The 20,476-nt window shown below is 73.5% G+C and carries 18 protein-coding genes, 1 tRNA gene and 1 pseudogene; 10 read left to right on the top strand and 10 right to left on the bottom strand.

The window, feature by feature from the left end:
* Positions 1–180: 180 nt before the first annotated feature.
* On the top strand, positions 181–1,875 hold the full coding sequence (locus tag ACFWB8_RS01150) for a glycosyl hydrolase family 18 protein (protein ID WP_385220612.1): 1,695 nt from the start codon (positions 181–183) through the stop codon (positions 1,873–1,875).
* Between the two features lie 112 nt (positions 1,876–1,987).
* On the opposite strand, the gene ACFWB8_RS01155 is transcribed toward ACFWB8_RS01150, so the two are convergent.
* On the bottom strand, positions 1,988–3,820 hold the full coding sequence (locus tag ACFWB8_RS01155) for a putative bifunctional diguanylate cyclase/phosphodiesterase (RefSeq protein ID WP_385220615.1): 1,833 nt from the start codon (positions 3,818–3,820) through the stop codon (positions 1,988–1,990).
* Positions 3,821–4,173: 353 nt separating this feature from the next.
* Between ACFWB8_RS01155 and ACFWB8_RS01160 the strand changes: the two genes are divergently transcribed.
* Positions 4,174–5,409, top strand: coding sequence for a M6 family metalloprotease domain-containing protein (locus ACFWB8_RS01160; protein WP_385220618.1), 1,236 nt, complete (start codon positions 4,174–4,176; stop codon positions 5,407–5,409).
* Between the two features lie 43 nt (positions 5,410–5,452).
* Here ACFWB8_RS01160 and ACFWB8_RS01165 read toward each other — a convergent pair.
* The 3 genes and pseudogenes from ACFWB8_RS01165 to ACFWB8_RS01175 all read right to left on the bottom strand — a co-directional run bounded on the left by ACFWB8_RS01165 (position 5,453) and on the right by ACFWB8_RS01175 (position 6,575).
* Positions 5,453–5,526, bottom strand: a tRNA-Lys gene (locus ACFWB8_RS01165).
* A pseudogene (locus ACFWB8_RS01170) lies at positions 5,517–6,108 on the bottom strand (bifunctional DNA primase/polymerase). The gene ACFWB8_RS01165 and the pseudogene ACFWB8_RS01170 overlap by 10 nt, the downstream one beginning before the upstream one ends.
* Before the next feature lie 119 nt (positions 6,109–6,227).
* On the bottom strand, positions 6,228–6,575 hold the full coding sequence (locus tag ACFWB8_RS01175) for a hypothetical protein (RefSeq protein WP_385220621.1): 348 nt from the start codon (positions 6,573–6,575) through the stop codon (positions 6,228–6,230).
* A gap of 158 nt (positions 6,576–6,733) precedes the next feature.
* Here ACFWB8_RS01175 and ACFWB8_RS01180 point away from each other — a divergent pair, with 158 nt between their 5' ends.
* The gene (locus tag ACFWB8_RS01180) at positions 6,734–7,984 is read left to right on the top strand and encodes a hypothetical protein (protein WP_385220624.1); all 1,251 of its coding nucleotides are present in this window, start codon (positions 6,734–6,736) and stop codon (positions 7,982–7,984) included.
* Positions 7,985–8,082: 98 nt separating this feature from the next.
* Here ACFWB8_RS01180 and ACFWB8_RS01185 read toward each other — a convergent pair whose 3' ends face one another.
* From ACFWB8_RS01185 to ACFWB8_RS01200, 4 genes are read right to left on the bottom strand one after another with little or no spacing between them, the layout of a single operon-like run.
* Positions 8,083–9,414, bottom strand: a complete 1,332-nt coding sequence (locus tag ACFWB8_RS01185; RefSeq protein ID WP_385220627.1) for an AAA domain-containing protein — start codon at positions 9,412–9,414, stop codon at positions 8,083–8,085.
* Complete coding sequence (locus tag ACFWB8_RS01190) at positions 9,411–10,997, bottom strand: hypothetical protein (RefSeq protein ID WP_385220630.1); 1,587 nt, start codon at positions 10,995–10,997, stop codon at positions 9,411–9,413. Before ACFWB8_RS01190 ends, ACFWB8_RS01185 begins: the two co-directional genes overlap by 4 nt.
* Complete coding sequence (locus tag ACFWB8_RS01195) at positions 10,985–12,169, bottom strand: hypothetical protein (RefSeq protein WP_385220633.1); 1,185 nt, start codon at positions 12,167–12,169, stop codon at positions 10,985–10,987. The genes ACFWB8_RS01190 and ACFWB8_RS01195 overlap by 13 nt, the downstream gene beginning before the upstream one ends.
* On the bottom strand, positions 12,096–12,944 hold the full coding sequence (locus tag ACFWB8_RS01200; protein ID WP_385220636.1) for a phosphatase PAP2 family protein: 849 nt from the start codon (positions 12,942–12,944) through the stop codon (positions 12,096–12,098). The genes ACFWB8_RS01195 and ACFWB8_RS01200 overlap by 74 nt, the downstream gene beginning before the upstream one ends.
* A 146-nt stretch (positions 12,945–13,090) precedes the next feature.
* Between ACFWB8_RS01200 and ACFWB8_RS01205 the strand changes: the two genes are divergently transcribed.
* Positions 13,091–13,687: a histidine phosphatase family protein gene (locus ACFWB8_RS01205; protein WP_385220639.1), complete on the top strand. Its 597-nt coding sequence runs from the start codon at positions 13,091–13,093 to the stop codon at positions 13,685–13,687.
* 104 nt (positions 13,688–13,791) lie between these two features.
* On the opposite strand, the gene ACFWB8_RS01210 is transcribed toward ACFWB8_RS01205, so the two are convergent.
* The gene (locus ACFWB8_RS01210; protein WP_385220642.1) at positions 13,792–15,102 is read right to left on the bottom strand and encodes a tetratricopeptide repeat protein; all 1,311 of its coding nucleotides are present in this window, start codon (positions 15,100–15,102) and stop codon (positions 13,792–13,794) included.
* A gap of 353 nt (positions 15,103–15,455) precedes the next feature.
* On the opposite strand from ACFWB8_RS01210, the gene ACFWB8_RS01215 reads away from it, so the two are divergent.
* Together ACFWB8_RS01215 and ACFWB8_RS01220 are read left to right on the top strand one after the other, a co-directional pair.
* Complete coding sequence (locus tag ACFWB8_RS01215) at positions 15,456–15,845, top strand: hypothetical protein (RefSeq protein WP_385220645.1); 390 nt, start codon at positions 15,456–15,458, stop codon at positions 15,843–15,845.
* Between the two features lie 60 nt (positions 15,846–15,905).
* Entirely contained in the window at positions 15,906–16,784 is an 879-nt protein-coding gene (locus ACFWB8_RS01220; protein WP_385220648.1) for a spermidine synthase, read from the top strand.
* A gap of 12 nt (positions 16,785–16,796) precedes the next feature.
* Here the strand turns inward: ACFWB8_RS01220 and ACFWB8_RS01225 are convergent, their stop codons facing one another.
* Positions 16,797–17,360 carry a hypothetical protein gene (locus ACFWB8_RS01225; RefSeq protein ID WP_385220651.1) on the bottom strand — a complete coding sequence of 188 codons (564 nt, stop codon included), beginning with the start codon at positions 17,358–17,360 and terminating at the stop codon, positions 16,797–16,799.
* Positions 17,361–17,439: 79 nt separating this feature from the next.
* On the opposite strand from ACFWB8_RS01225, the gene ACFWB8_RS01230 reads away from it, so the two are divergent.
* From ACFWB8_RS01230 to ACFWB8_RS01245, 4 genes are all read left to right on the top strand, one after another.
* Entirely contained in the window at positions 17,440–18,129 is a 690-nt protein-coding gene (locus ACFWB8_RS01230) for a response regulator transcription factor (RefSeq protein ID WP_385220654.1), read from the top strand.
* Positions 18,126–19,523, top strand: a complete 1,398-nt coding sequence (locus ACFWB8_RS01235) for a sensor histidine kinase (protein WP_385220657.1) — start codon at positions 18,126–18,128, stop codon at positions 19,521–19,523. The genes ACFWB8_RS01230 and ACFWB8_RS01235 overlap by 4 nt, the downstream gene beginning before the upstream one ends.
* Before the next feature lie 87 nt (positions 19,524–19,610).
* Positions 19,611–19,775 carry a DUF5993 family protein gene (locus ACFWB8_RS01240; protein ID WP_385220659.1) on the top strand — a complete coding sequence of 55 codons (165 nt, stop codon included), beginning with the start codon at positions 19,611–19,613 and terminating at the stop codon, positions 19,773–19,775.
* A 1-nt stretch (position 19,776) separates the two neighbouring features.
* Positions 19,777–20,433: a disulfide bond formation protein B gene (locus tag ACFWB8_RS01245; RefSeq protein WP_385220662.1), complete on the top strand. Its 657-nt coding sequence runs from the start codon at positions 19,777–19,779 to the stop codon at positions 20,431–20,433.
* Positions 20,434–20,476 lie beyond the last annotated feature (43 nt).

Consider the following 20,476-nt stretch of genomic DNA (forward strand, 5'->3'; position numbering starts at 1 on the left):
CTCGTCACCCGGGGTGGCGAGCGGTTTTTGACGTGCCCTCAAGTCTCTGACGTGGGGATCTGGGCCGCGAGTGGTCTAGTCCTTCTTTGGTCCAAACCATTGACGCGAGGCTCGGGTGATCGCTATCACTTCTCCCACCTGAACCTTTTGCTCTCCCCTCCCACCCCCCGGAGGCAGTTCATGCACATCCGTAAACCCCTCATCGCGGCCGCCGCCACGGCCGCGCTGGCAGCCGGAGCGCTGGCCACCTTCGCGGGGCTCGGTACCGCGGCGGCCGCCGACGCCTCGGCCACCGCCGCGGCCGGCAGCGTCAAGATCGCTTACTACGACCAGTGGAGCGTGTACGGGAACGCCTTCTATCCCAAGCACCTCGACACCCGCGGCATAGCGGGCAAGCTGGACGTCATCAACTACTCGTTCGGCAACATCCACCCCACCGACCTCACCTGTTTCGAGGCGAACAAGGCGGCGGGCGACGACAACAACCCCAACGCCGGTGACGGCGCGGGCGACTCGTACGCCGACTACCAGAAGTCCTTCAGCGCCGCGGACAGCGTCAGCGGGGTCGCCGACAAGTGGGACCAGCCGATCGTCGGTGTCTTCAACCAGTTCAAGCAGCTGAAGGCCAAGCACCCCAACCTGAAGATCAACATTTCGCTGGGCGGCTGGTCGTACTCGAAGTACTTCAGCGACGCGGCCAAGACCGACGCCTCCCGCAAGAAGCTCGTCTCCTCCTGCATCGACCAGTACATCAAGGGCAACCTGCCGGTCGAGGGCGGCTACGGCGGCGCGGGCAGCGCGGCCGGCATCTTCGACGGCATCGACGTCGACTGGGAGTACCCGGGCTCGGCGGGCGGCCACCTCGGCAACCACTACGCCCCCGAGGACAAGCAGAACTTCACGCTCCTGCTCAAGGAGTTCCGCACCCAGCTCGACGCCTACGGCGCGGCCAACGGCGGCAAGAAGTACCTGCTGACCTCCGCGCTCCCGGCCGGCCAGGACAAGATCAAGAACATCGAGACGGACAAGATCGGCGCGTACCTCGACTACGCGAACATCATGACCTACGACATGCACGGGGCCTGGGACGCCGACGGGCCGACCTACCACCAGTCCCCGCTGCTGCCCTCGTCGGCCGACCCGACCGACCCGATCGCCCCGGGCAGCGAGAAGTACAGCATCAAGAACGCCATCGACTCCTGGCTCGACGGCAACGCGGCCTACGGGATCGCGGGCGGCTTCCCCGCCAACAAGCTGACGCTGGGCTACGAGTTCTACTACCGCGGCTGGAAGGGCGTGCAGGCCGGCGCCACGGGCGGCCTCGCCCAGCCCGCCTCCCAGGCCTCCGCGGCCCGGCCGACCAGCCAGCAGGCCGGCATCGCGCTCTACAAGGAGCTCGGCGGGATCGTCGACAGCCCGGCGAACACCTTCTGGGACGACCAGGCCAAGGCCTCGTACTTCTTCAAGGACGGCGAGTTCTTCACCGGCCTGAACCAGCGGTCCATCCAGGCCCGTGTCGACTACGGCAAGCAGCGCGGCCTGGCCGGCGCGATGATGTACTCCCTGCTCGGCCTGGACGCCAACACCACGCTGCTGAACCAGATCTCGGACGCCCTCGGCGGGACCACTCAGCCGCCCACCACCCCGCCCACGACGCCTCCGACCACCCCGCCGACCACGCCTCCGACGACCCCGCCGACGACGCCGCCCACCTCGGGCTGCACCGCCGCGGCCTACGTCGCGGGCACCGTCTACACCGGCGGCAGCGAGGTCTCGTACCACGGCCACAAGTGGAAGGCCCAGTGGTGGACGCAGAACGAGGTGCCCGGCACCACCGGTGAATGGGGTGTCTGGAAGGACCTCGGCGCCTGCTGATCTCCCCCCACCCCGCGCCGAGCGCCGGCCGCCCCCACCTCCTCGCCAGGGAGGCGGGGGCGGCCGTGTGCGTGGGGGCGCGAGGGCCCCGCCGGCGCGGCAGCGCCCGCCGCTACGGGAGGGTTGCCGGCCGGTCGCCGATCATCTCCGCGATCCGCTCCGGGGCCACCGCGCGCGAGTACAGCCAGCCCTGCCCGGTGTCGCAGCCCACGCGGCGCAGCCGGGCCGCCTGGCCGGCGGTCTCCACGCACTCCGCCGTCACCGTCAGGCCCAGCCGGTGCGCGAGTTGGACCAGGGCCTCCACGATGGTTTCGTCGGCCGGGTTCGGGTGGGCGCCCTCGTCGTAGCGGAAGCCCCGGACGAAGGATCCGTCCAGCTTCAGCACCGAGACCGGCAGCCGGCTGAGGTAGGCGAGGTTCGAGTACCCGGTGCCGAAATCGTCGATGGCGATCCGTACGCCCATGTCGCTCAGGGCCTGGAGGGCCTGGAGCGGCCGCCCGGCCGAGCCCATCACCGCCGACTCCGTCAGCTCCAGCTGCAGGAGCTGCGGCGCCAGTCCGGTGTCGGCCAGGATCTCCGCGACGTCCCCGACCAGGTCGGAGTCCCACACCTGGCGCACCGCCACGTTGACGGACACGAAGACGGGGGAGTCGCTGGGCTGTTCGATCTGCCAGCGCCGGGCCTGCCGGCAGGCCGTCTGCAGCACCCAGCGGCCCAACTGGACGATGGAGCCGTCCTCTTCCGCAATTCCGATGAACCGATTCGGCGTCAGCGTGCCGAACTGCGGGTGGCTCCAGCGCACCAGGGCCTCGACCCCGCGCACGGCTCCGCTCTCCAGATCCACCAGCGGCTGGTACTCCAGCTCGAACTCGCCCCGCTCCACGGCCGGCCGCAGCGTCGAGGAGAGCGCCTGTCTCGTCATGCGGTGCGCGTTGCGCTCCGGGTCGAAGAGGGTCCAGCGGGCCTTGCCGTCCGCCTTCGCCCAGTACAGCGTCGTGTCCGCGGCCTGCATCAGCCCGGTCGCCGAGTTCCCGGCCGCGGCCCGCTCCACCACCCCGATCGAGGCCGAGACCGACAGCCGCTGCCCCGCCAGGTCGAAGGGCTCCTGTACGGCGGCCAGTACGCTGCGCGCCAGTTCGGCGAGCTGCTCGGTGCCGGTGGACTCCTCGACCAGCAGTGCGAACTCGTCGCCGCCGAGCCGGGCCACCAGGTGCCCGCCCGTGCGCCCGTACCCGGACTGGTCCGCGCACTGGGTCAGCCGGGCCGCCACGGCGGTCAGCAGCCGGTCCCCGACGCGGTGGCCGAGGGTGTCGTTGACGGCCTTGAACCCGTCGAGGTCCAGGTAGCACAGGCCGATCCGGCCGGTGCCGCCGTGCTCGTACGAGGAGGCCTCCAGGGCGGCGGAGAGCCGCTCGAAGAACAGCGCCCGGTTGGGCAGCCGGGTGACGGGGTCGTGCATCTGGAGGTGCCGCAGCCGGGCCTGGAGGTCGCGCCGGTCGCTGATGTCGGCGACGGACATCAGGACGTCGCGGGTCCCGGGAACGGGGCCCACCGTCACCTCGGTCCACAGCGAGTGCCCGTCGGGGTGCTTGAGCCGGCGGGTGCAGCGCAGTCTGGCCTGGCGGCCGCGCAGGACCTCGCGGTACGCCTGCCAGGTGCGCGCCTCCGCGGCCAGGTCCACCAGGTCGGCGGCGGACCGGTCGACGAGCGCGTGCGGCTCGGTGCCGAGCAGGCCGGCCAGGGCCTGGTTGGCGGCGACGACGTGGCCGTCCCGGTCGACGACGGCCATGGCCAGGTGGGCCGCGTTGAAGGCGGCCCGGTAATCGCGCAGTTCGGACTCGGAGCGGACCGGAGTTGCCGTTGCCGACACTGCGGTGTGACGCTCCGTAATGGCCGGTCGGATGCTGTCGGCCGCCGAACCGGTTCCTTCTGGGGTTCCGCTCACCGTGGCTCCCGCAGTGCTTGTGAGTGTCCGTGCAGGAAAGTGTGCCGATCATAGAGGCAGCCGGACGGCCTATCCAGCGGCGTCGCCGTGTGGGGCACGGCACTTCCCCGGGCTGACGCCAGGCTGACGGAACGCCGACCTGTCCGCGAGTGATCGTTTCTGCGCGGCCCTGAGCGCCGATGGCGGTGGCTGATCTCCCGTGATCGGCCATCACGTTCCGTAGGCATGTGCCCGAGGTGAGGCGTCACCGACTTGCCGTAGTGCTCACTCGTGTGGGGCAGCGGAACAGGGCGTTAGTAAGACAATCACCCCAAGGTGGATGAAGAGGTACGAATCCACCACCGGAGGTCGATGTGGCGCGACAGCAGACACCCGGGGGAGTGGAACGCTCCCGCTTGCGAAGCGCGGCGGCAGCGCTCACTTCCCTGACGGCGCTGGCCGCCATGTCGCTCGTCGCGGGGCCCGCGGTGGCCGCCACCGGGGCCGGACCCTGCGCGCTGACCCGTACGACGGCGCACCACTCCCTGGGTCTGGACTCCTGGAACGCCGCCTACCCCAAGCCCGAGCGCACGCTCAACGCGGTCATGGTCTTCCTCTCCTTCCCCGACCACCGGACCACCCTCACCACGGAGCAGCTGACCGGCGACTACTTCCCGGCGACGAGCGACTTCTTCGAGCGGGCCTCGTACGGGCGCTTCCGTCTGGTCCCGCACCCGCAGAAACACTGGGTCCGGATGCCCAAGTCGTCCACCGCGTACGGGATACAGCGCGACTGGGCCCCCGAGAACCGGGCGGCCTACCTGCGGGACGCGGTGGCCGCCTCCGACCCGGAGGTGGACTTCAACCGGTACGACGTCGTGTACTTCGTCGCCGATCCGGACGCGCCCGGCGTGGACTCCGACGCCACCAAGGTCGTCAACTTCGACCGGCCGATCGTCGCGGACGGCGCGCAGCTGCGCCGGATCGTCACGGTGTTCGAGAAGCACCCGCCGGACCGGAACGTGCTGGCGCACGAGACCGGGCACGTCTTCGACCTGCCCGACCTCTACCACCGGCCGACCGACGGCAAGGGCGACTGGGACACGTACGTCGGCGACTGGGACGTCATGGGCAGCCAGTTCGGGATGGCCCCGGACCTCTTCGCCTGGCACAAGTGGAAGCTGGGCTGGCTGGACGACGCCCAGGTGGACTGCGTGCGCTCCGGCTCCTCGCTGCACACCCTCCAGCCGCTGGCCCAGGCCCCGCGGCAGGGCGGCACGGGCGGGACCCGGCTGGTGGTGGTCCGTACGAGCCCCGGCAGCGCCATCGCCATCGAGGCGCGGGGATCCACCGGCAACGACGGGGACACCTGCACCGAGGGCGTCCTCGTCTACCGGGTCCGCAACGAGGCCGCGTCGGGCGGCGGGCCGATCGAGGTGATGGACGCGCATCCGGACACGGAGGCCTGCTGGGAGCGGTCGGTGTACCCGCCGCTGGCGGACGCGCCGCTGGAGGTCGGGGAGCGGTTCACGGTGCCGGGCGAGCGGATCACGATCGAGGTGGCGGACCGGACCCAGTCGGGCGCGTACACGGTGAAGATCACGACGTGAACGAAGAAAGGCCCCCACTCGCGTGGGGGCCTTTCCCTGTCTGTGCGCCGCCAGGGACTCGAACCCCGGACCCGCTGATTAAGAGTCAGCTGCTCTAACCAACTGAGCTAGCGGCGCCTGCTGACGTCGTAGACATTAGCAGGCGGATCCGCGATCCGAAAAATCGATATCCGCAGCTCGGGCGGCTCGGGCGGCGCGCACCAGCGACCAGAGGAGCGCCTCGGGCCCGGGCAGCCAGGGCCGCCGTGCGTCGGGGACCACGAGCCACCGCGACGGCCCCGGCGTGGCGGCGAGCGGGGGCACCGTGATGGCGTCGCCGTGACCGTGGCACAGCGGCGCGGGGACCGGAGTGCCCCACTCCTCCCAGGCCAGCAGGGCCGGCAGGCGGTGGGCGGTGCCGGGGGCGGAGAAGAGCAGCATCCGGCCGCGGTGCACGGCGGCCGGCCCGGAGCCGGGGCCCTCGCTCCAGAGCAGGTCGAGCATGCGGCGCCCGAGGACGACCGGGACGTTGACGACGTCGAAGGCGGTTCCGCAGGGCAGCACGGCGGGCGCGGTGGGGCGGCCCTGCCAGACGGCGAGGGTGCCGGCCGGGTCGGCCGAGGCGGAGGCGAGCCAGGCGGCGCCCGGCGGGGTGACGTGGGCGGCGGCGGGCGCGGCGGTGCGTACGTCGAGGGCGGGGCAGCCGGTCAGGGTCGTCATATGCCAGATGTACCCGCCGTAGCGGTCCGGTTTCCGGGAGTTACCGGAAACCGGTACAGGAGGGGGCGGGTTGGGGTATGTTGCGCCCCGCATATGCCAGGTGTGACGTGCGCCCGCGGTCAGGAGTCGTCCGCGTCGCCGCCCCGCTGGAGCGACTCGCCGAACTCGATCATCTTGCGTGCGTAGTCCTCGGTCCACTGCGCCTGCTCCGCGATGGCGGCCGGGTCCAGCCGGTCGAACCGGCTCGGGTCGGCCAGCTGGGCCGCGGCCAGGGCCTGGAACTCCACCGCCCGGTCCTGGGCCGCCCGGAAGGCGACCGTCAGCTCGGTCGCGCGGGCCAGCAGCTCGCGCGGGTCCTCGATCGACTCCAGGTCGAAGAAGTGCTCCGGATCCGTGACGGCCTCCGAGGGCTCGAAGAGCAGCGGCGCGGGCCGCAGCCTCCGCTCGGTCCGCTCGGGCTCTGCCATGCGTGTCCTCCTGCTGCGGTGCGCGTCTGCGTGCGTCTGGAAATCGATGCGGGCCATGCGGGCCATGCGGGCCACCGTCCATTGTCCAACGCCGCGCAAGAGCGCGCGGGGACAGCGCGGGCGCCCCGCACCCCCGGGGATGTGAGTACCGTCTGCTCATGCAGAACATCGGGCTGGAACAGCAGCGCGGGCACGTGCTTCTCATAGCGGGGGACGCCGCTGTACGTCGCCGCAGCGTCCAGGTGGCGCCGAGCGCCAACCTGGCCGCGATCGGAGTGGTGCCGGTCCCGGCGCTGCTGAACAGCGAAGTCCCCTGCGACACGACGTATCTCGACGGGGCCCGGGACCCGAACCTGGTGCTGATGCGGCTGCGCACGGCCGCTGCCGCACCGGGTCCGCTGCTGGTCTACCTGTCGGGCCGGCTCGTCGTCGACCGCCGCGGCAACAGCCTGCACCTGGCACTGGCGGGCACGACGGCCGGCTCGGTGCGCTACACGGCGCTGCCGTGGGAGTGGCTGGGTACGGAGCTTCGCGGCCGCCCGGCCGGGCTGACGACCGTACTGCTCGACCTGGCCGCGGACAAGGCCGCGTGGCCGCTGCTCCAGGAGTACGGGAGCCTGCCGGCGTCCCCGTCCGCCGAGGTGTACGGCGTGGTCTCCCCGCCGGGATTCGCGGGCAACGGCAACGCCGTGAGCAGCTACACGCGGCACTGGATCGACCAGCTCCGCAGCAGCCCGGGCCGTCCGCCCAACCTGCAGCTGCACGCCCTCGCGGCGGGAGCGGCCGCACTGCCGCCTGGCGCCCTCGTCCTGCCCACCGCCCGCGAGCTCGGGGCCGCGTTCGCGTCGGCGCCGGGGGCGGTGGCGGGGCACGCCGCCCAGGGCGGCCACGGGCAGACCCTGCCGCTCCAGCGCCGGGAACCCGTACGCGGGGACCACCCGGTCCCGGCGGCTCCCCTCGAGGCGGCAGAGGCCGCCCCCCGCGACCCGCGGCCCCACATCCACGACCTGGCCAGCTCAGGCCGGCACGACGAGGCGGCCGACCTCGCCGAAGCGTGGGAGCAGTACGTACTGCAGACCCACGGCTACGCCTCCCCCGAAGCGGTCGACTGGCTGGAGATCCGCGCCGACCTCGCCCGGATGGCGGGCGACTTCCGGCTCGCGACCCTGCTGTGGACCCGGGTCAGCCGGATCCGGCTGGACCGGCAGTCGCCGGACGCACCCGACGTACGCGCGGCGGCCACCGGCGCCCTCTACTGCTGGACCCAGCTCAAAGAACCCTCGGCGGCCATCGAGGCCGGCCCCGAACTCATCCGGCTCCTGCGGACGCTGCCCTCCCTCGAACCCCGGCACCTGCAACTGGCCCAGCAGCGGCTGGAACTGCTGCACGGCGCGACGAGCCCGGGCTGAGCCGTCAGGGGCTTGGCCGCCCGCGGCGGCGTGCCGGACTCCGTCCGGCGATCAGGGAGCGCCCCGGGTCGCCACCACGCGGGCGGGGCGGCTGCGGCTCATGGCCGCCACGAGACGCGGTGGTTGGACCAGAAGTCCCACGTGGACATCATCGCCTCCCAGCCGTCCGGGAACTTCACCGTCACGCCCAGCTGGACCGGTTCCGTCGACGGATGGTCGTCCAACAGCTCAGCGATGCCCGCCCGGGCCACCACCACGCAGGCGTGCCGGTGCCGTGAGGCCAGGACGCACAGCCGGCCCGTCTCCAGGTGGAAGGCCGTCGCGTCGGGGCGGCCCGACAGAGGGTGCAGCACCACCGTGAGGTCGTACTCGCGGCCCTGGAGTCGGTTCGCGGTGTCCACCGTGACCCCGGTGACGCCCAGTTCCGCCAGCGCCGCGCGGACCGCCGAGGCCTGGTCGCGGTGGGCGGTGCCGACGGCGATCCGGTCGGCCGTCAGCGGCAGGGGGCCCGGCGACTGCTCGTCGGAGGTCACCGCCCCGCGGTCCAGGGCGCGGCGCACCACCAGGGCCACCGCCCGGACCGCCTCCGGGTCGGTCCGCGGCGTGTGCCGGGCCGGCAGCTCCAGCAGCCCCCAGCCCGACTCGGCGGCCTCGTCCAGCACCCGGTCCGGGCCCGAGCCGTCGCCCGCGACCCCGAAGGCCAGCCGCCGGTCGCCCAGGTCCGTACCGCTGCGGAACTGCGTGTACGGGTAGAAGGCGCGGGAGACCAGCGGCGCGGCCGTCGCCGGGAGCCGCCACGACACCGGAAGCCGGTGCTGCGGCAGCTGCGGGTTGTGGGCCAGCAGCGTGGACACCGCCGACGCCGAAGGGTCGTACGACAGCCCCGCCCACTGCTCCGCCCCGACCACGCTGAACGGGTCCAGCTGCCCCGGGTCGCCCACGAACAGCGCACGCTCGAACAGCCCGGCCACGGCCAGCAGCGCGTCCGAGCGCATCTGGTACGCCTCGTCCACGATGGCGTGCTCCCAGGGCTCCACGTCCTTGACGTAGGCCCACTTCGCCGCCGTGGAGATGGTGATCGGCAGCTCGGCCAGATCCCCCGGCTTGGCGGAGAGCACCACCGAGGGCAGCTCGCGCAGGGCGGGGTCGTAGGCGTCGCCGTCGCTGCTGTGCAGCCGGCCGACCTTCAGCTCCGGGTCCTTGTCGGCGAGCCGCAGCACCAGGTCGTCGACCTGCGCGTTGGTCTGCGCCACCACCATCAGCCGGCGTCCGGCCGCGGCCAGTTCCCGCGCGGCGCGGACCACGAGCGTGGACTTGCCGGCGCCGGGCGGGGAGTCGACGACCACGCCCCGCTCGGTGCCGTGGAGCGTGTCGCGCAGGATGGCGGCGGTCGCCCGGGCGGCGGCCGCGCCGGGATCGAAGGCGGTCACAGGACGTCCTCGTCGGTCACGGCGTCGGGCAGGGTGACGGCCATCGCGTGCCCGGGCGGCCCCCCGTGGGTCCACGGGGTGTGCTCGGGGTCGGGCAGCTTCGGGCCGCCGCGCGCGTCGTGCTCGAACAGCGTCCAGCACACCCGGTCGCCCTTCTCCGGCACCGAGCCCTCCACCGGCTCGCGGCCCGCGCCCATCTTGTCGAGCACGCGCAGCACCAACTGCCCGTCCTCCTCGCGGCGTACGAACTCGAAGGCCTGCTGGCGTCCGTCCAGCGAGCGGAACACCTTCCCGCCGCGGCCGCCCCCGCCCCCGTCCGCGAGCGGGGGCCGGTCCTCGGTGGCCACCGTCACCAGCGGGCGCGGGCGGGGCCGCTTCGCCTCCGTCCACTCCATCACCACCTCGGTGACCTCGCCGGCGAAGGCCTCGCCCGCGAGGCGCCGGCCCGCCATGACGAGCGGATCGTCCAGCGCCTCCTGCGCGTCGAGGCGCACCTGCTCGGTCTCCCGCGTGGCCAGCTTCTGCGCCGCCGTCACCGCGTCGTCCCGGCGCGGCTGCGGCGGCTCGCCCGCGCGGACGCGGTCCCGGTGGCCGGTGAAGGACCAGCGGTCGCGGGTCCACCGCTCCTCGGTCCGCTCGCCCGGTGGAAGGGTGCGCAGCAGGTCGACGGCCTCCCACGTCTGCCGCCAGGTGTCCCGCATCTGGTCCGCGACCAGGCTCCGGACGGCCCGCTCGGCCAGGCGCGCGGCCCCGCCGTCGCGGGGCCCGTCCGCCGTCCGCGCCGCGTCGAAGCGCGCGATGGCCGGGGCCAGCAGCTTGTTGTCGAAGGCCGGGTCGGTGGCCGGACCGGCCGGCGGGTGGAGCAACTGGCCCTTCCCGTCCCGTGCGAGCTCCACCCGCAGCGCCCATTCGGCGCCACGGGCGCCTTCGGGCGGGGCGATCCAGCCCAGCAGCGCGCCGAGGTGCTGGTCCTCCAGATTGCTCTGGCCGCTCGCCCAGTGCCGCCCGAGCAGCTCCGTGGCGGACACCAGCATGGAGGATCCGGGCACGCGCGAACGCTCGGCGAGGTGGGTGAACCAGCGTCCCAGCAGCGGGACCTGAGTGGGCGCCGGATACGGATTTTCCGGATCCTCCTCGGCCGTCCGCCGAAACCGCATCGACCGGCCCAGCAGGCGTACGTACTCGATGCCCGCCCGGCTCGGCACGATGATCTGCGGCGCGTCCACGCACAGCTCGGCCTCGACCTTGACCTTCTTGCCGCTCTCCGGGTCGGTCTCGGTCCGCTCGGCCGGCTCCACGACGTCCGCGTACGAGTCCAGGTACGGCACCACCTGCGCGGCCAGATCGGCCAGGAACTCCCAGCGCAGGTCCCGGTCGCGCGGCTGCGGTATCACGAGGATCCGCGGATCGTCCCGGTCGGTGCCCAGCATCGCCCCGAGCGGCGCCCCCGCCTCGCCGGCCGTGGTCAGCGGTACGAGGACCATCGGGCGCTCGCTCAGGTGGCGGTGGCGTACGGTCGCGAGCGGCTGGGCGCGGCCCGCGCGGACCGCCTCCAGCCGGGCCAGGGTGCTCAGCAGGGACATTCGGGGGTCTCCGGGGCGTGGTGCGGGGGACGGGCGGCGGCGGCCGTGTCCAGGGCCTCGGCGCGCAGCCGGGCCGCCCGGTGCAGCGCGACGGCGGTCGGATCCTCGGCGGAGCCGCAGCCCGCAGCCGCCGCGAGGGCCGCCTCGACGGTGGTCAGCCCGCCCAGCTCGCCCCGGACGGACCGGCCCAGCGCGGCCGGCTCCCCGGCGGCGCGGGACCGCTCCCGGCAGTGGAAGGCCAGCTCGCAGGCGGCCAGGCACTCGGGGGCGTACGCGGCGGCGACGGCCGACACGGCCTCGGTCAGCTCCTCGGCGGGCCGCGCCGGATCGAAGCTGAGCCCCTCGGGCAGGTCCGCGGCCAGTTCCTCGACCAGGGCGAGGCGCTCCAGCTGGCGGCGGGTCACCGAGCGCTCCCGGCGGATGTCCACGGGCGCCGCGGTCGGCACGTTGGAGAAGTCCTTGGGGCACACCAGCAGCGCCGTGTGCCCGACCTCGGCGCCGGTCAGCTTCCCGGCGGTCGTCTCCAGGGCCAGGACGTACACGGCGGCCTGGCGCGCGGCGGCGCCCACCTTCGCGGCGTCGGCGGCCCCGTCGATCATCGGGAACGACTTGATCTCCACGACGGTCCAGCGGCCACCGGGGTGCACGACGACGGCGTCCGGCTCCAGGTACGCGGGCGTGCCCGCCACCTCCAGCGCCAGCATCGGGTGGTCGAGCAGGGTCCAGCCGCCGGCCGCGGTGGCCTCGCGCAGCGCGAGCGCGGTGCGGGCGGCCCGGCCCTCGGGCCCGGCGGCGGTCAGGTCGGGGACGCGGGCGTCCGGCCCGGGCGGCTCGGCTCCGGCGCCGAGGTGCTCGTACACCAGGCGCAGCAGCGCGGCTCCGCCGTCGCCCTTGACCTTGGCCTCGAAGGAGTTCCCGCGCACGATGGCGAACTGGGACTGCCCGAAGGCGGCGGGCGAGCCGAGGGCCGCGGCCAGGGCGGTCTTGTCCACGCCCGCTCCGTCGAGCAGGGCGCGTCTGCCGCAGCCGGGGTTGGCGGCGAGCGCCGCCAGCGCACGGGCGTCGAGCGGCCGCGGGGGCACGGCGGGGCCGCGCAGCTCAGCGAGCCGCTGCCGAAGCGTCGTCGTCTGCGGCGTTCTGTGCTGCGGGCCGCTGGGCGGGTAGGAGCTCACCCGCGGAAGTGTCCCATCCGCCACTGACAATCGTGGACTTACCGCGGAAACCGCCCGCTCGCGCTGTCAGCGCCCGGGCCGCGAGGTGGCCGACGCCCATCACGGCGACCCCGGCGGCCGCGTCGAGGAAGTAGTGGTTGGCCGTGCCCATGACGACGAGGGCGGTGGTGGTGGGGTAGACGACGCCGAGCGCCCGTGCCAGCGGGTGGCGGCCGTACCGCCAGAGCATGACCCCGCACCACAGGGCCCAGCCGACGTGCAGGCTCGGCATGGCGGCGAACTGGTTGGTGAAGGAGCCGAGCCCGCGCGGGGCGCTGGCCTCGGCGCCCCACCAGCCGTAGTCGCTGAACCGGGCCATCGTGTCTACGAACCCGTACGAGGTGTCGAGCAGCCGGGGCGGGCAGGTGGGCAGCAGTGTGAAGCCGACGAGCCCGAGGAGGGTGGAGAGCATCAGCCAGGTGCGGGCCGGGCGGTAGTGCCGGGGGTGGCGGCGGTAGAGCCACACGAGCACGGCCGGGGTGACCAGGTAGTGCAGCGAGGCGTAGATGAAGTCGGCGGGTATGCCCAGCGAGCCGTGGTGGGTGAAGAGCCGGTTGAGCGGTCGTTCGAAGTCGATCCGCAGGAGTTCCTCGGCGCGCAGGATCGCCAGTCCGTGCTCGACCGCGAGCCCCGCGTCGCCCCGGGCGAGGAGTCTGCCGCCCGAGTACGCGCCGTAGACGAGCCCCAGGAGCAGCAGTTCGGCCCACCATCGCGGGGGCTGACGCCGATTAGTCATACGGCGTAAGACGTGCGTAAGGCGGGGGAGGTTGCCCGGCGTTCATGTGATGGATGATGGATGGACGACGCAATCGCTGCAAAGGCGATCAAAGTCGTGCAGCCTGCGCACACTCATGCAAACCCTATGGACCGGGAGAAACTCACATGGCCCCCCGCATCCTCCTGGCCCGCCACGGCCAGACGGCGTGGTCCCAGCTCGGCAAGCACACCGGACGCACGGACGTGCCCCTGCTGGAGGAGGGCAAGCGGGGCGCGAAACTGCTCGGCGAGCGCCTGGCCCGCGATCCGTGGCAGAGCCTGCGCGGCCTGGCGGTCCGCACCAGCCCGCTCGTGCGCGCGAGCGAGAGCTGCGACCTGGCCGGCTTCGGGCTGCAGGCCGAGTCCTGGGACACCCTGATGGAGTGGGACTACGGCGATTACGAGGGCATGACCCCGGCCGAGATCCAGGCGGTCCGGCCCGGCTGGCTGATCTGGCGCGACGGGGTCCCGGGCGGCGAGTCCGTCGCCGACGTCTCGGCCCGCGCCGACGAGGTGGTCACCTGGGCCCGCTCGGCGGAGCGCGACGTCCTGGTCTTCGCCCACGGCCACATCCTGCGCACCCTGGCCGCGCGCTGGCTCGGCTTCGACGCCTCCTTCGGCGCCCGCATCCGCCTGGACCCGACCTCCCTGTCGGTCCTGGGCTGGGCGTACGGGGCCCCGGCGCTGGAGCGCTGGAACGACACGGGACACCTGGACGGCTAAGCGGTCCCGGGGAAGCGGGGTGCGTTCTTCCGCGAGACCGCTCAGCGCTGTGACCGGATCACAGCACTGGCCGGCGGCCCCCGCGAGCCCCCGCGAGCCGTCCGTCAGACGGACGCGTGGCGGGTGAGGAACGCGCCCACGCGCGGGGAGCGCTGGTGGGGCACCAGGGTGCGGGCCGTCGACGCCAGCATGGACCGGATCCGCGTGGACTGGACCTCGGCGAGCAGGTCCAGCACCCGGCCGCCCGCCCAGGCCGCCTCGTCGGGGGCGCCCGCGTGCGCCAGGTTGTCGGCGAGCTCGGCGGTGTAGAGGGCCACGTTCCGGGCGAAGTGCGGGTCCTGGAGGTCCGCGGCCCGGCGGGCGTGCCGGGCCGCGCGGGCGTGCTCCCCGAGCGATGCCCAGCACCGTGACTCCAGGGACTCCAGCTCGGCCTCCCCGAAGAAGGACATCCACTCCGGGTCCGCGCCGGCCTCGCCCCGGGAGAACTCGGTGTGCGCCCGGGCCAGTGCCTCCTCGCAGGCCTTGCGGTCGGCGAGCCCCGCCCAGCCGCCCGCCTCGCGCAGGGCCAGCAGGGCCAGCAGCCGGGGGGAACCCAGCGAGCGCGCGGCGCGGCGGCCCGCCTGGGCCGCCCGTACCGACTCGCGCGGCCGGTCGCAGTCCCGGGCCAGGAAGGCCATGTTGCTGAACGCGTGCGCCTCCAGCGCGGCGTCCCCGGAGACCCGGGCCGTGGCCAGGGCCTCCGCGTAGTGCGAGCGCGCGTCCTCGAAGCGGCCGGAGTCGTGCGCGAGCCAGCCCACCGAGATGGCCAGTTCGCCCGCGCCCGCGTGCAACCGGTCCTCGGTGGACTGCCGGGTGGCCCCCGCGTCGAGCAACGCGTAGGCGGTGCGCAGGGGTTCCGCGGCCCGCCGGTACAGGGCGTCGGCCCCGTGCCGGTCGTCCAGCAGCCGGATCTGGCGTACGGCGTCCTCGACCGCGGTGGCCTCGGCCTCGCCGGCGCGGGAGGGGGTGCGGCGGGCGTCGCCGAGGGTGAGGCCGAGCGTCGCGGCCGCCACGGTCGCGGAGCCGCCCGCCATGAACGCGCGACGCAGCACGTCGCTCTCCTTGCTCTCCTTGAGGCGTGCACCGCAGGCGAGGGCCTCGCGCTGCGCCGAGCGCCCGCGGACGCTCTCGCGCGGTGGGAAGCCGAGGTCGGCCAGGGCGCGGCCGGGGAACATGTGCAGGAAGACCCGCTCGTAGGCGTAGTTGGGGCAGCGGATCTCGCCGGACTCGACCCGGCCGATGTAGCGGGCGTCGCAGGAAACCGTTTCGCCGATTTCCTTGGCCGCCCGGCGGACCATGGCCGCGAACTCAGCCGGAGAGTGCTGTCCGCGCAAACGCCGGAAGGAGGTGTTGGGTGAGTGGGGGGACGCCGCCATGGACGTGGCCTCTCTGGTACATCTCTGGCAAGGAACGCACTGCCGGTGACTGTGACCTGCCGGACCGGGGTGACTCCGGTTGCTCTGAACCGACTCTGCCTATGCTGTGTGACGGTGCGATGTCACTGAGATCCGGCGCGCATGAACGTACCGCCAGTGACGGTGGGTTCACGCACTGTTTGGCTACAAAACGGATATCTCACCCGCGATCCGCCATGAACTGCCATCCTTTGCAGCGTCTTGCCACCGCACCCGTTGACGTTCCCGTGCGTTGAACCCATGCGGAGTGGGAGGCGACTGCCCACTCCCGGTCGTACGCGGATCGAGGAGGGGTTCCCTTGGTGGAGGGCGGCATGGAGAGCATCGGAACGAACACCGCGCCCGACGGCGAGCCGGACCTGGTGACCGTGCCCACCCGCCAGGGTCTGGAGGCCGTGGACATCATCCGCCGCGCCGCCAGCCAGGCCGGCGGGGTCGGCCCGGTGCTGCACGACGGATCGGACGACACCCTCGGCTTCCTCGTCCCGCCGGGCACCGCCGATGCCTGGGACCTGCCCGGCAGCGCGTGTACGCAGACCAACGGGCGCGGGATGCGCTTCGGCGACAGCTGCTCGCCCACCGCCGGGGCCACCGGCTGGCTGCTCCCCCCGGAGGCCGTCGGGCCGGTCACCGACCCGGAGGTGCTGCGCGCGGCGCTCGGCGAGGCGGCCCGGCTGATCGAGGCCGCGGACAACTGCTGCTGACCGCCGCCGCTCACCTGCGGCCCCGCTGACCAGTCACCCCTGACCAGTCACAATGGGAGGGTGGCAGGCAAGGGCAGAGGCAAGCAGCAGCGCGTCGGACGCGGCACCCCCGAGGCGGTCGTGGGGCAGGTGGACGGCGGCCGGGCCGAGCTGGCGCCCGACCGGGAGCGCGCGGGCGCCTGGACCCTGCTGATCGACGGGGCCCCGCAGTCCCACGTGGACCTGGACGACCCCGGCCACCTGGACTTCGCGTACCAGCGGCGGATCGGCCACCTGATCGACCTCGTCGCGCCCGCCCGTCAGCCCCTGAACGTGGTGCACCTGGGCGGCGGCGCCTTCACCCTCGCCCGCTACACCGCCGCCGGCCGCCCCCGCTCGACGCAGCAGATCGTGGAGATCGACGCCGGGCTCGTTTCCTTCGTACGGGAACACCTGCCGCTGGACCCGCAGGCGCGGGTCCGCGTCCGGGCGGTCGACGCGCGGGCCGGCCTCGCCAAGATCCCCGACGGCTGGGCCGACCTGGTGATCGCGGACGTGTTCAGCGGCGCCCGCACCCCGGCACACCTGACCAGCACCGAGTTCCTGGACGACGTGCGCCGGGCCCTGGCGCCCGCAGGCTGGTACGTGGCCAACCTCGCCGACGGTCCGCCGCTCGCCCACCTCCGGGGCCAGATCGCGACGGCCGCGACCCGCTTCGAGCACCTGGCGCTCGCCGCCGACCCGGTGGTCTGGCGGGGGAAACGGTTCGGCAACGCCGTCCTGGTGGCCGCCGACCGGGAGCTGCCCCTCGCGGAGTTCACCCGCCGCGTGGCGAGCGACCCCCACCCCGGCCGGGTGGAGCACGGCCGGGCCCTCACCGACTTCGCCGGGGGCGCCGCCCCGGTCTCGGACGCCTCCGCCCAGCCTTCGCCGGAGCCCCCGCCGTCGGTCTTCCGCTAGCCCGTCCGGGCCTCAGCCGTTCCAGACCTCCACGGCCGGCGGGTGGTCGTGCCAGGTGCAGAAGACCGACACCTCGCGGCCGTCGCGGGTGAAGGTGACCCGGATCCAGACGTCCTGCTTCCAGACCTGCATCCGCCAGCCGGCCGCCGGGGTGGCCGAGACCAGCTCGGCCGAGGAGGTGCCGAGGTCGAAGACGACCCGGCCCCCCGAGACGGAGTACGACTTCACGTCGCCCGAGTCGCCCCCCGTACCGCGGCGGTCCGCGCCCGGGTCGGCCGGCGGCTTCGACGAGGGCTGGGCGGCGGAGGGCGCGGGGGACTGCGAAGGCGACAACGACGGCGCCGGGGCGGGCTCCTCGGACGAGGGCGAGGGCGAGGGCGAGGGCGAGGACGGGACCGGAGCCGAGGGCTCCGACCGGTGCGTCGAGGACGACAGGGGCTGCGTGGTCAGCGGCACCGCGAGGGGCCGGTCGTAGGCCGTACCGGACATGACGGTGTGCACGCCCCACCACGACAGCGTCACCGCCGCCCCGGTCGCCAGCGTCCAAGCCATGGCATGTACAAGTCCTCGTCGCATCAGGGGACATACTGCACCACCCGTCACAGAGGTGGCCCGACCCCTCCCGGGGTCGCCCGAATGGACTACGGTGCGGGCCATGGCAAGTGTGCTCGTGGTCGAGGACGACCAGTTCGTACGTTCCGCCCTCATCCGGCACCTCACCGAGGCCTCGCACACCGTGCGGAGCGTCGGCACGGCCCTGGAAGCGCTGCGCGAAGTCGCCCACCACCGCTTCGACGTGGTCATCCTGGACCTCGGACTGCCCGACCTGGACGGGTCGGAGGCGCTGAAGATGCTGCGCGGCATCACCGACGTACCCGTGATCATCGCGACCGCGCGGGACGACGAGGCCGAGATCGTCCGGCTGCTCAACGACGGCGCCGACGACTACCTGACCAAACCTTTCTCCGTGGAGCACCTGTCCGCCCGGATGGCCGCCGTCCTGCGCCGCGCCCGCTCCGCCGCCGGGGCCGAACCGCCCTCCCGCGTCCTGCGCGTCGGCGGCCTGGCCATCGACCCGCTGCGCCGCCAGGCCGAGCTGGACGGGGCCGTACTGGACCTGACCCGCCGGGAGTTCGACCTGCTGGCCTTCCTCGCCGGGCGGCCCGGCGTGGTCGTCGCCCGGCGCGAGCTGCTCGCCGAGGTCTGGCAGCAGTCGTACGGGGACGACCAGACCATCGACGTGCACCTGTCCTGGCTGCGCCGCAAGCTCGGCGAGACCGCCGCCAGCCCGCGCTACCTGCACACGCTGCGGGGAGTGGGAGTCAAGCTGGAGCCGCCCCAGTGAGATGGGCGCTGGTCAAGGTGTGCCTCGCGGTCACGGCCATGGTGGTCGTGGCCTTCGCCGTGCCGCTCGGGCTGGTCGTCCAGGAGATGGCCAGCGACCGGGCCTTCTCCAACGCCGAGCGGCAGGCCGCCACCATCGGGCCGACCCTGTCCATCACCACCGACCCCGTGCAGCTGCGCAAGGCGGTGGAGTCCACGCAGATGGGCGCCGCCCGGCGGATGGCCGTGCACGTGCCCCCGATCGGCGACAGCCCGGCCGTCGACATCGGCACGGGCTGGGCCGGGGAGCACGCGGTGGCACAGACCCGGCGGATCGGGCGCGCCACGACGGCCTCCGTGGCGGGCGGCGGCTCGGCCCTGCTCCAGCCGACCGCGCTCGGTTCCGGTGACATCGCGGTGGTGGAGATCCACGTGCCGGAGAGCGAGGTCAGCAACGGTGTCGCGACCGCCTGGGTGGTGCTCGCGGGCGTCGGGCTCGCGCTGGTCGTGGGCTCCGTGGCGGTCGCGGACCGGCTCGGCGCCCGCCTGGTGCGCCCGGCCGAGCGGCTCGCGGACGCCGCGCACCAGCTGGGCGAGGGCCGGCTCGGGGCACGGGTGCCGGAGGACGGACCGAAGGAACTCCGCTCGGCGGCCGTCGCGTTCAACTCCATGGCGGACCAGGTGGTGGAACTCCTGGCCAATGAGCGGGAGCTGGCCGCCGACCTCTCGCACCGGCTGCGGACGCCGCTGACGGTGCTGCGGCTCAACGCGGCCTCGCTCGGCGACGGCCCGGCGGCCGAGCAGACCCGCTCGGCGGTCGAGCAGCTGGAACGCGAGGTCGACACGATCATCCGTACCGCCCGCGAACAGCGCGCCCCCGCCGCCGCGGGCGCGGGCGGGGGCGCGGGATGCGACGCCTCGGAGGTGATCCGCGACCGGATGGGCTTCTGGTCGGCGCTGGCCGAGGACGAGGGCCGCGAAGTACGGCTCGCGGGGGTGGACCGTACGGTACGGATCCCCGTGGCCCGGCCGGAGCTGGCCGCCGCCCTCGACGCCATGCTCGGCAACGTCTTCCGGCACACCCCCGAGGGCACCCCGTTCGCGGTGGACGTGCACGACGCGGGGGACGCCGTCATCGTGCTCGTCTCGGACGCGGGGCCCGGCATCGCCGACCCCGACGCGGCCCTGCGTCGCGGCAACGACGGCGGACGCACCGGTTCCACGGGACTGGGCCTGGACATCGTGCGCCGGGTCGCGGAGTCCACGGGCGGCGACGTCCGGCTGGGCCGCTCGGTGCTGGGCGGGACCGAAGTCCGGGTGTGGATCGCACTGGACGGGCGCGGCCGGGGCGACGGGGACCGGCGCAGCCGGCGCAAGCGCCGGGGCGGCCGGCCCCGGCCCCCGGCCGACCGCTGAACCACTGACCGGCAACCGACGTACACGAGCGGCCCGCGGGGGCGCGCCTGGCCGCGCGCACGTGATCGTCTCGATACGGTCCGCGCCATGGACACCCTCATCTTCGGCGGCCTCCTCGCCACGCTGATCGCGATGTACCGGGACTCCTCCCGGATGGTCGTGCTCGGGGCCTGGTGGGTCATGCTCTTCGCCGTGATCCTGCTGATGGCGCACCACACCACCCGCAGCCTCGCCCTCGACCTGAGCTACTGACGTGGCCGCGACGCAGGTCCTCCTCCCGGAGGCGCAGCCGGAGGGCGGGCTGCTGGGGCGGGCCCAGTACTGGTTCGCGTGCCTCTTCGCCATCGGCTGGACGGGTGTCGTCTGCGGCGGGCTGCTGTACCAGTTCGGGCTGTGGGAGTACCCGTGCCCGCTCTGCATCGTGCAGCGGATGTGCATGCTGCTGGCGGCGATGGGGGCGGCCCACATCATCCGCACGGCACTGACGCACGGATCGGTGCCCGGACGCGACTACATGATGGGCTGGGGCCTGGCCCTGGTCGCCGTGATCGCGGGCTCGTTCGCCTCGTGGCGGCAGACCACGCTGCACGTCCTGCCGGGCGACAAGGGCTACGGGTCCGAGGTGTTCGGCCTGCACCTCTACGTGTGGGCGTGGATCCTCTTCCAGGCCTCGGTCGTCGCGGTCGGCATCGTCCTGGCCTTCGCCCACACGACGGCGGACCGTTCGGTTCCGGCAGCCGGTCCGGGGCCGCTGCGCACGGTGGGGCTGATCGCGCTGTGGTTCCTCGGGCTGGTCCTCGCGGTGAGCGTGGTGGCCGTCTTCTTCGAGGAGGGGTTCAACTGGTTCCTGCCGGACGACCCCACGCGCTACGAGCTTCCGTACGAGCTCGGGTTCCTGGACCGCCCGTAGCGAAGGCCGCGGGGCATACCGTACGAGGTGGTTGATTTTCCTT

Source organism: Streptomyces sp. NPDC060031 (genome assembly GCF_042736805.1).
Taxonomy (GTDB): domain Bacteria; phylum Actinomycetota; class Actinomycetes; order Streptomycetales; family Streptomycetaceae; genus Streptomyces.